The sequence below is a fragment of the Streptococcus sp. 27098_8_22 genome (assembly GCF_041432415.1).
Classification (GTDB): domain Bacteria; phylum Bacillota; class Bacilli; order Lactobacillales; family Streptococcaceae; genus Streptococcus; species Streptococcus pseudopneumoniae_M.
In genome coordinates this window covers 595,938-606,805 of the sequence record NZ_JAPVZP010000001.1, presented here as the reverse complement: position 1 = coordinate 606,805, position 10,868 = coordinate 595,938, and the positions used below count along the sequence as shown (strand labels likewise).

Annotated in this window: 8 protein-coding genes and 1 pseudogene; all 9 read left to right on the top strand. The window is 40.4% G+C overall.

Going from position 1 to position 10,868, the window contains the following annotated elements; genetic code table 11:
* Positions 1-476: 476 nt before the first annotated feature.
* The 9 genes and pseudogenes from O3633_RS02980 to pyrF all read left to right on the top strand — a co-directional run bounded on the left by O3633_RS02980 (position 477) and on the right by pyrF (position 10,837).
* Positions 477-665, top strand: a pseudogene (locus O3633_RS02980) (hypothetical protein).
* A gap of 32 nt (positions 666-697) precedes the next feature.
* Positions 698-1,285, top strand: coding sequence for an ABC transporter ATP-binding protein (locus O3633_RS02975; RefSeq protein WP_371620329.1), 588 nt, complete (start codon positions 698-700; stop codon positions 1,283-1,285).
* 3 nt (positions 1,286-1,288) lie between these two features.
* Positions 1,289-2,473: a hypothetical protein gene (locus O3633_RS02970; RefSeq protein ID WP_371620328.1), complete on the top strand. Its 1,185-nt coding sequence runs from the start codon at positions 1,289-1,291 to the stop codon at positions 2,471-2,473.
* A 206-nt stretch (positions 2,474-2,679) separates the two neighbouring features.
* Positions 2,680-3,381: an ABC transporter ATP-binding protein gene (locus O3633_RS02965; protein ID WP_371620327.1), complete on the top strand. Its 702-nt coding sequence runs from the start codon at positions 2,680-2,682 to the stop codon at positions 3,379-3,381.
* Position 3,382: 1 nt separating this feature from the next.
* Positions 3,383-6,088: an ABC transporter permease gene (locus O3633_RS02960; protein WP_371620326.1), complete on the top strand. Its 2,706-nt coding sequence runs from the start codon at positions 3,383-3,385 to the stop codon at positions 6,086-6,088.
* 95 nt (positions 6,089-6,183) lie between these two features.
* The gene (gene murD, locus O3633_RS02955) at positions 6,184-7,536 is read left to right on the top strand and encodes a UDP-N-acetylmuramoyl-L-alanine--D-glutamate ligase (protein ID WP_371620325.1); all 1,353 of its coding nucleotides are present in this window, start codon (positions 6,184-6,186) and stop codon (positions 7,534-7,536) included.
* A 1-nt stretch (position 7,537) separates the two neighbouring features.
* Positions 7,538-8,596: a UDP-N-acetylglucosamine--N-acetylmuramyl-(pentapeptide) pyrophosphoryl-undecaprenol N-acetylglucosamine transferase gene (locus O3633_RS02950; protein WP_371620324.1), complete on the top strand. Its 1,059-nt coding sequence runs from the start codon at positions 7,538-7,540 to the stop codon at positions 8,594-8,596.
* A gap of 9 nt (positions 8,597-8,605) precedes the next feature.
* Positions 8,606-9,895 (top strand): cell division protein FtsQ/DivIB, encoded by a 1,290-nt coding sequence (locus O3633_RS02945; protein ID WP_371620323.1) that lies wholly within the window; start codon positions 8,606-8,608, stop codon positions 9,893-9,895.
* A 240-nt stretch (positions 9,896-10,135) separates the two neighbouring features.
* On the top strand, positions 10,136-10,837 hold the full coding sequence (gene pyrF, locus O3633_RS02940; protein ID WP_371620322.1) for an orotidine-5'-phosphate decarboxylase: 702 nt from the start codon (positions 10,136-10,138) through the stop codon (positions 10,835-10,837).
* Positions 10,838-10,868: the final 31 nt, after the last annotated feature.

Sequence of the window (10,868 nt, the reverse complement as noted above, 5' to 3'; positions counted from 1 at the left end):
CAACGTCGCCTTGGATTATATATGTAACTGACTTCATCAGTCTTATCTACAACCTCAAAGCAGTGCTTTGAGCAACCTGCGGCTAGTTTCCTAGTTTGCTCTTTGATTTTCATTGAGTATAAGACAGAGCTGGCTTCTTATTCATAAATTACCGTTCATTTGATAGCAGGTTCCCTTGAAGATGTTTAGTCAGCTAAACCAAGGCTAGTCTTAGCCTAAGCCATTTTATCAAATGAAATCACATCCCATATTTTCTCTATGCTAGTTAAACAATCTTATTTTTAGAAAGTATGACTAGCTAACTTCTACGTGTTATATATTATTAAAACAAATGGGAACTGTTGTATAAAAACGGGGAAAATGATATAATGAAAGCGTTTTAAATAACGGTGATATAAATGCAATGAAAAATCAGTCAAAGTCGTGTTATTAGCTAGTTTGTTATTAATTAGTCTTTTCAATCCGGTGTATCTGTTGTGACAGTCACTAAAAGTTATCGGTATGATTGGAATACGGTTTGGGAATATAGTACCAACTATCACGACCATTAATCTTTTAACATCCCGTCGTGGTCTTGTTATTACAGCTATTCAGAGTATAAAGTAGGTTCTGGCTGGAATTTCTATCGTTATGAGATCATAAACTACTACAGCGGAGACTTTTAATCGTTAAAGAGTGAGAAAAAGGAGGGTTTGATATGTTAAGGTTTACTCATGTTACCTTAAAAACGCGACAAGTCATCTTACAAGATGTAGATTTCACCTTTAAAAAGGGTAGGATTTATGGTCTTCTTGCTATCAATGGCTCTGGAAAGACGACACTGTTCCGCGCCATTAGCAACTTAATTCCCATAAGTAGTGGAAATATCGCAGTCCCTCCTTCTTTATTTTATTATGAAAGTGTTGAATGGCTAGATGGTAACCTAAGTGGGATGGACTACCTTCGTCTTATAAAAAACATCTGGAAGTCAGACCTGAACTTGAGGGATGAAATCGCCTACTGGGAAATGTCTGACTATATCAGTCTTCCCATTCGCAAGTATTCCTTAGGCATGAAGCAACGCTTGGTGATTGCCATGTATTTTCTCAGTCAGGCGAAATGTTGGCTCATGGATGAGATAACAAATGGCTTAGATGAATATTATCGACAGAAATTTTTTGATAGGCTAGCAGAAATCGATAGACAAGAGCAGCTGGTTCTTTTAAGTTCCCACTACAAAGAAGAACTAGTTGATGTCTGCGATAGAATAGTAACCATTCGTCAGGGACAGATAGAAGAGGTTTAGTTTATGAAAGATGTTAGTCTATTTTTATTGAAAAAAGTTTTCAAAAGTCGCTTAAACTGGATTATCTTAGCTTTATTTGTATCTGGACTCGGTGTTACCTTTTATTTTAATAGTCAGACTGCAAACTCCGTCAGCTTGGAGAGAGAGTTGGAAACTAGTCTTGTAGACCGTGAGAGAGTCATCAATGGATATGAAGAGAAACTCTCCCAAATATCTGACACCAGCTCGGAGGAATACCAGATTGCTGAAAGTAATTTAGAATTGCAAAAAAATCTTTTGACTCAAAAGAAAGAAATTCTGGCTTTGTTAAAAGAAGGACGCTGGAAAGAAGCCTACTATTTGCAGTGGCAAGCTGAGGAAAAGAGTTATGAAATTGTATCGAAGCAACCGACTTCTAGCTCTGACTTAAAAATGGCGGTTGACCGCGAACGAAAGACTTACCAAGCCCTATATCCCTTGAACATAAAAGCGCACAATTTATATTATCCGACCCACGGGATTGATCAGATTGTCTGGATTTTAGAGGTTATCATCCCAAGCTTGTTTGTGGTTGCTATTATTTTTATGCTAACGCAACTATTTGCAGAAAGATATCAAAATCATCTGGACACAGCTCAGTTATATCCTTTTTCAAAAGTGACATTTGCCATATCCTCTATTGGAGTTGGGGTGAGCTATGTAACCGTGCTGTTTATCGGAATTTGTGGCTTTTCTTTTCTAATAGGAAGTCTGATAAGTGGTTTTGGACAGTTAGATTACCCCTACCCGATTTATAACTTAACCAATCAAGAAGTAACTATTGGGAAAATACAGGATGTGTTATTTCCTGGCTTGTTATTAGCTTTCTTGGCTTTTATCGTTATTGTGGAAGTCGTCTACTTGATTACATACTTTTTTAAGCAAAAAATGCCTGTTCTCTTTATTTCCTTAATTGGGATAGTTGGCTTATTGTTTGGTATCCAAACCATTCAGCCTCTTCAGAGGATTGCACATCTGATTCCCTTTACTTACTTGCGTTCAGTGGAGATTTTGTCTGGAAGATTACCTAAGCAGATTGATAATGTCAATCTAAATTGGGGCATGGGGGTGGTCTTACTGCCTTGCACGATAATTCTTTTGCTATTGGGAATTCTATTTATCGAAAGTTTGAGAAATTCACGAAAAAAGAGTATGCTAAATAGGTGTTAGTTTTCCTATTTCCACTTGATAACTACTTCATGCAATCAAGAATATGAAAGAACATCCGAATTATTGTTAGCTATGAAAAATGAGGGGAAACGAATCTCAGGAGACTCTCAAAATATGAGCCAAAAAAAGTCATCATTAGATGGCTTTTTTGCTATTAAAAGAGTTATAATAAAGGTGAAAATAGTAGGAGAAGAGGAGGAGATAGGATGGCTTATATTGAAATGAAAAATAGCTATAAGAGGTATCATACTGGTGATACAGAAATTGTAGCAAATCGAGATGTCAACTTCGAGATTGAAAAGGGAGAACTGGTCATTATCCTTGGTTCATCTGGTGCAGGGAAGTCAACAGTTTTGAATATTCTAGGTGGTATGGATACAAACGATGAAGGACAAGTCTGGATTGATGGAATCAATATCTCGAATTTTACTTCCCATCAGAGAACCAACTATCGTAGGGATGATGTTGGTTTCGTCTTTCAATTTTATAACTTGGTTTCTAACTTGACTGCCAAAGAAAATGTCGAGTTGGCATCAGAAATTGTATCAGATGCCTTAGATCCTGAGCAGGTTCTCAAGGATGTAGGCTTAGGTCACCGTCTTAATAATTTTCCAGCCCAGTTGTCAGGTGGTGAGCAACAACGGGTATCTATTGCTCGAGCTGTGGCTAAAAATCCTAAAATTCTCCTTTGTGATGAACCAACGGGAGCTTTGGACTACCAGACTGGTAAGCAGGTTCTAAAGATTCTTCAAGATATGTCACGTAAGAAGGGGGCTACCGTTATCATTGTGACCCACAATGCCTCGCTAGCTCCTATAGCTGATCGGGTGATTCAAATGCATGATGCTGGTGTCAAGAGTGTTGTCCTCAATCCTCAACCACAGGATATTGATGATTTGGAGTACTAAGATGAAAAGAAAGACATATTGGAAAGACCTGCTCCAGTCTTTCACAGGTTCAAAGGGACGGTTTTTATCCATCCTAACTCTGATGATGTTGGGATCTTTGGCTGTGGTTGGTCTTAAAGTAGCCAGTCCCAATATGGAGCGAACAGCTTGGGCTTATCTGAAAGATACTAATGCGGCAGATATGACCATCATGGGAGATTATGGTCTAGATCAGACAGACCAGGAAGAATTGCAAACTCTATCAGGAGCAAATGTTGAATTTGGTTATATGGCGGATTTGACATTAGAGGATAGTGAAGATGCCGTACGAATTTTTTCAAATACTGAAAAGATTTCAAAATTTCAAGTAACCCAAGGTCGTTTGCCTGAAAAAGAAGATGAATTGGCTTTGGCGGACTTTTGGAAAGATCGCTATCAGATAGGTCAAGTCATTCATTTGAGTCAAAAAAAGGGCAGTAATTCTCAGTTGAAGCGAGATAGCTATACCATTACAGGCTTTATCCACTCTCCAGATATTTTTTCAAAATCAGATATGGGGAGTTCAGCCAGTGGTAATGGGAACTTAGCAGCATATGGTGTTGTAACTGAAGAAAATTTTAAGAGCTCTGTTTACACGATTGCCCGCCTGCGTTTTGCTAGCCTAACAGATGTCAATCCTTTCTCTAGTGATTACGAAAAGAAGCTAGAGGAAGAAGAGGAGACTTTAAAGGAACTAGTTGCTGACAATGGACAAGCGCGGCTAGAGAAAATGAAGAAGGATGCCCAAGAGTCCCTTGATGAGGGTAAGAAACAACTAGACGAGGCAGAGACCAACTTGACAGCTGGCAAGAAACGCTTGCAAGAAATCGAAACGCGTCTACAAGCTCAAGAAAATCAAGTGAGCCAACTACCAGAACCACAAAAAAGTCAAGCCTCTAGTCAGTTAGAAGAAGCAAAAGACCAACTAAAGCAAGAAAAGGAAAAGCTGAGCCAAGCCGAAACAGATCTTATTAATGAAAAGGCTAAATGGCAGACCAGTCAGGATGAGGTCAATACTCTGACAGAGCCAACCTATCATGTCTACAATCGCAAGAGTTCTCCTACTGGTCAAGGTTATCTCATGTATAGTAATTCGGCCATGAGTATTCGTGCCGTAGGGAATATTTTTCCAGTTGTTCTCTATGCCGTAGCAGCCATGGTTACCTTTACCACCATGACACGATTTGTAGACGAGGAAAGGACCAATGCAGGGATTTTCAAAGCTCTAGGCTACCATAGCAAGGATATCATTGCTAAGTTTGTGATTTACGGTCTAGTTGCTGGTACTCTTGGCACTCTACTAGGAATTCTGATTGGTCACTACATCCTAGCACCTACTATTTCGCATATCATCACTAAGCGAATGAACGTTGGTGAGAGTCAGCAGTATTTCTATTGGACCTATAGTTGCTTGGCTTTGGGACTAAGCTTAGTAGCTAGTGTCCTACCTGCCTACCTTGTATCTCGTAGAGAATTGCATGAAGAAGCAGCACAATTATTACTACCCAAGCCACCAGTCAAGGGCTCAAAGATTCTCTTGGAGCGGATAACCTTTATCTGGTCTCATTTGAGCTTTACCCAAAAGGTAACTGCCCGCAATATTTTCCGTTACAAACAACGTATGCTGATGACCATTTTTGGGGTTGCAGGTTCAGTAGCTCTCCTCTTTGCAGGGCTTGGTATTCAATCTTCTGTGGTAGGAGTTGCTGACAGGCAGTTTAAGAATCTGCAACAATACCAGATGATTCTCTCTGTCAATTCTCGAGCTTCAGATTCTGATAAGGCAAAGCTAGAAGAAAAATTGCAGAGTGATGAAGTTGAAAGCTATCGATTGATTTCTTCCAAACAGGTTGAGGAAAAGTATGCTGGCAAGGCAGGTGTTCAAACCGTGACCACGATGGTAACGGATCAAGATGATCTGGCTCCATTTGTCCTCCTAGAAAAAAATGGAGAAAAACTGAACTTATCTAACGGACTTGTTCTGACTGAAAAATTAGCCCAGTTGGCAGGAGTTTCCCTTGGTGACAACTTTACAATAGATGGGAAAACCTTTAAGGTTGGAGCCATTACCGAACACTACGTAGGACATTTTGTTTATATGAATCAGGCGACCTATGAGAAAATTTATGGTCAAGCTCCCAAGATGAACACCTATCTGGTCCAACTCAAGGATAAAAGTGAAGGAAATACTGAAACCGTCGCAGGAGAATTTATGGATCTAGCTGCTGTTAGTGGCCTCGTTCAAAATGCCTCAACCATTCAGCTCTTTGAAAGTTTTGCTAATTCTCTGAATCATACCATGGCGATTTTGGTGCTGGTATCGGTGCTATTAGCCATCGTGATTCTCTATAATTTGACCAATATCAATGTTGCTGAACGGATTAGGGAACTCTCAACCATCAAGGTTCTTGGTTTTCATAACAAAGAAGTGACCCTTTACATCTATCGGGAAACCATCCTATTGTCACTAATTGGAATGATTGTAGGATTGGTATCAGGCTTTTATCTCCATCAATTTCTCATTCAGATGATCGCACCAGGTACCTTCCGTTTTCAACCGAAGGTCGGCTGGGAAGTTTATCTCATTCCAGTTCTAGCTGTCAGTGTCATTTTGACCATCCTAGGAGTTTTTGTCAATCATTATCTCCGAAAGGTGGATATGTTAGAAGCCCTCAAGTCTGTAGAATAATTGGTAGAGGACAAAAACAAATAAGAAAGCCCTTTGTGGCTTTTTTATTTTCATAAAAATGGTAAAATAGTAAGAGTAGAAATGGAGTTCTAGATATGAAACGAATTGATCAATTTGAAAATAAGAAAGTATTAGTCCTAGGTTTGGCCAAATCTGGTGAATCAGCAGCTCGTCTCTTGGACAAGCTAGGAGCCATCGTAACGGTGAATGATGGCAAGCCCTTTGAGGAAAATCCAGCTGCGCAAAGTCTCTTGGAAGAGGGCATCAAGGTTGTCACTGGTGGACATCCTTTGGAATTATTGGATGAAGATTTTGCTCTCATGGTAAAAAATCCAGGAATTCCTTATAGCAATCCGATGATTGAAAAAGCTTTAGAAAAAGGCATTCCAGTCTTGACAGAGGTTGAGTTGGCCTACTTGATTTCTGATGCACCGATTGTTGGTATTACTGGTTCAAATGGTAAGACTACGACCACAACCATGATTGGAGAAGTTCTGACTGCAGCTGGGCAAAATGGCCTTTTATCAGGGAACATTGGTTACCCTGCAAGCCAGGTAGCTCAGACAGCAACAGATAAGGATACCCTTGTCATGGAACTTTCTTCTTTCCAATTAATGGGAATTCAGGAATTCCATCCTGAAATTGCTGTTATCACCAACCTGATGCCAACACATATTGACTATCACGGTTCTTTTGAAGCCTATGTCGAAGCTAAGTGGAATATTCAAAGCAATATGACAGTGGCTGATTACTTAGTATTGAACTTCAACCAGGAATTAGCTAAAGAGCTTGCTACAAAGACAAACGCGACTGTAGTACCATTCTCAACCCTTGAAAAGGTTGACGGTGCTTATCTTGAAGATGGTCTTCTTTACTTCCGTGGTGAGAAAGTCATGGCAGCTGATGAAATCGGAGTTCCTGGTAGCCACAATGTGGAAAATGCTCTTGCAACCATTGCCGTTGCTAAACTGCGTGGCGTTGATAATGAAACCATCAAGGAAATCTTGTCAGCTTTTGGTGGTGTCAAACACCGTCTCCAATTTGTAGACCAAATCAATGGGGTGAAATTCTACAACGATAGTAAGTCAACCAATATCTTGGCAACTCAAAAAGCCTTGTCTGGATTTGACAATAGTAAGGTTGTCCTGATTGCTGGTGGTTTAGACCGTGGAAATGAGTTTGATGAGCTGGTTCCAGACATCACTGGTCTTAAGAAAATGGTCATCCTCGGTCAGTCTGCAGAGCGTGTCAAACGTGCAGCGGACAAGGCTGGTGTGGCTTATGTGGATGCAACAGATATTGCTGACGCAACTCGAAAGGCTTATGAAATTGCGGAAGAAGGAGATGTGGTTCTCCTCAGTCCTGCTAATGCTAGCTGGGATATGTATGCCAACTTTGAGGTACGTGGAGATCTTTTCATCGACACTGTAGCGGAGTTAAAGGGATAATATGAAAAAAATAGTATTTACAGGTGGGGGAACGGTTGGACACGTTACCCTAAACCTTTTGTTAATGCCTAAGTTTATCGAAGATGGCTGGGAAGTCCACTATATTGGTGACAAAAACGGAATTGAGTATCATGAAATTCTCAAGTCAGGTTTAGATGTCACCTTCCATTCGATTGCAACTGGGAAATTGCGTCGTTATTTCTCATGGCAAAACATGGTTGACGTCTTTAAGGTTGCTTTTGGAATTCTTCAATCGCTCTTTATCATGCTTCGAGTTCGTCCACAAGCCCTCTTTTCTAAGGGTGGATTTGTATCTGTTCCGCCTGTTATTGCAGCGCGAGTATGCAGAGTACCAGTCTTTATCCACGAGTCTGACCTCTCTATGGGATTGGCCAATAAAATCGCCTATAAATTTGCGACTAAGATGTACTCTACTTTTGAGCAAGCGTCTAGCCTCACTAAGGTAGAGCATGTAGGAGCCGTGACCAAGGTTTCTGGTCCGGTTATGGAAGAACCTGAAGAAATGGTGGATATCCGAACTTCTTTCAATGATAAGCTACCAACTCTTCTTTTCGTCGGAGGTTCTGCTGGTGCGCGTGTCTTTAACCAATTAGTTACAGACCATAAGGAAGAGCTGACTAGTCGTTATAATATCATCAACCTAACAGGGGATGCTAGCTTAAATGAACTAAGTTCAAACCTCTACCGTGTTGACTATGTGACTGAACTCTATCAACCGCTCATGAATATGGCTGATGTAGTCATCACTCGTGGTGGTGCCAATACGATTTTTGAACTTCTTGCCATGGCTAAATTGCATGTCATTGTCCCTCTAGGGCGTGAAGCTAGCCGTGGAGATCAGATTGAGAATGCGGCTTACTTTGTGAAAAAAGGCTATGCTGAGGAGTTGCAAGAGGGCGATTTGACCTTGTCTACTTTAGAAGAAAAAATAAGCAAGCTTTTGACCCACAAGGAAGACTACCAGAACACGATGAAGAATTCTCATGAATTAAAATCTGTGGCGGATTTTTATGCGCTACTAAAAAAAGATCTATCATAAGGAAAATCGATGTCAAAGGATAAGAAACAAGAGCCAACTCAAGGCAAGGAATTGTCAGAGTGGCAAAAACGAAATCAAGAATATCTTCAAAAAAAAGCTGAAGAAGAGGCCCAATTAGCCAAAGAAAAGACCCAAGCAGATACCAATAAAAAAGAAGTTGCAAAAGCTCCGGAAGAAGAAACCACTTTATCAGAGTGGCAGAAGCAGAACCGTGAATATCTGCGTAAAAAGGCTGAGGAAGAGACCAAGGAAGAACAAGAGTCAGACTTATCTGAGGAGGAAGATGATTCAGACTCTAATCCTGAAGAGCAGAAGGAGAGTGCAGAAGACCAGTCCTCGCTTGAAAATGAGGAGGAAACCACTGAACCAGAACTAGTGGAAGAAGAGGGCGAAAAATCTGACGAAAAATCTGAAGAAACAAAAGTAGAAGAAAAGAGATCTAAGTCTAAGGAAAAGATTGCTAAGCCTTCTATTCCAAGTGTTCATATCTGGCGTGCTGTTACGATTCTAATCCCAAGTTTGCTTGTCTTGTTCTTTTCCATCTATCTTTTGACGCCATACTCAACTTTGAAAAACATAGAGGTTACTGGTACGGTAGAGACCAATGCAGACCAAATCAAAGAGGCTTCAGGGATTCGTGATAGTGACTATACCTTTGGTCTGCTCCTCAATAAAGACAAACATGCTGAGATGATTAAGTCCAATCACTGGATTGAATCTGCTAGCATTCGCTATCAATTCCCGACCAATTTCACCATCCAGGTCAAGGAATACGGGATTGTAGCCTATTATGTTTCTGGAGAGGACCATTATCCGATTCTTTCTAGTGGGACGGTGGAAACTAGTCCAGTTAGCCTAGTCAGTCTTCCAGAAACCTATATGTCTGTACTCTTTAACGATGAGCAGCAAGTCAAAACCTTGATTGAACAACTAGCTGAAGTCAGCCCAGAGATTAAGCAGGCGATCAAAACGATTGAATTGGCTCCAACTAGTGTAACCAGTGATTTGCTCAAGATTACCATGTATGATACGGACGAAATTTTGGTTCCTTTATCAGAACTAGGTAAAAAATTACCTTACTATAGTAAGATTAAACCCCAATTAACAGTACCGAGCGGTATTGATATGGAAGTCGGGATCTATAGTTATAGCTTGACGGATAAGGCTTTAGAAGAAGCAAGAATCAAAGCTAAAGAAGAGGAAAAGAAAAAGCAGGAAGAAGAAAAGAAAAAACAAGAAGAGCAGGGGAATCAAACTCAGAGTCAAAATCAAACAACCCAACAATCACAGAGTCGTTAAGATTAAGATGATTCTGTTGACTTGATGATGAGTCATGTTTTCTACAAGTTCAATTACTGGTTTTTACTTGACAAGTACCGCTTTAAATAATAGAATAGTAAAAAACCTTTAAAGCAGTCCAGAGAGGCAGCTAAGGTTAGACGGTGAAAGGGTGGACTCTACCCATTTTTCGTGGAACCTTGCTGTAGGCAGGTTCCTTTTTTCATGCTCTCTAGCTCACAAAGGTAAAAGGAGAAAAGTATGCGCGAATCTCGTCCAGTTATTGCTCTTGATTTTCCAAGTTTTGAGGCAGTCAAGAAATTTTTAGCTCTTTTTCCAGCTGAAGAGAGCCTCTATCTAAAGGTAGGTATGGAGCTCTATTACGCTACAGGTCCGGAAATTATTTCTTATTTGAAAGGCTTGGGACATAGCGTCTTTCTGGATCTCAAACTCCATGATATACCTAATACGGTCAAGTCAGCCATGAAGGTTTTGTCTAATCTGGGCGTTGACATGACCAACGTTCACGCAGCAGGTGGTGTAGAGATGATGAAGGCTGCGCGTGAAGGCTTTGGAAAAGAAGCCAAATTGATTGCTGTTACCCAGTTGACTTCAACTTCTGAAGAACAAATGAGAGACTTTCAAAATATTCAAACCAGCCTTCAAGAATCTGTTATTCACTATGCCAAGAAAACTGCTGAAGCCGGTTTGGATGGTGTGGTTTGTTCGGCTCAGGAAGTGAAACTCATCAAAGAAGCTACCAACCAAGACTTTATCTGTCTGACACCAGGTATTCGTCCATCAGGAGCTGCAGTTGGAGACCAAAAACGAGTTATGACACCTGCAGATGCTTATCAGATTGGTAGTGACTATATCGTTGTCGGACGCCCAATCACTCAAGCCACTGATCCAGTAGCAGCTTATCATGCTATCAAGGATGAGTGGACACGAGACTGGAAATAAGAATTTAGTTTAAAATACAAAGGAGAATCCC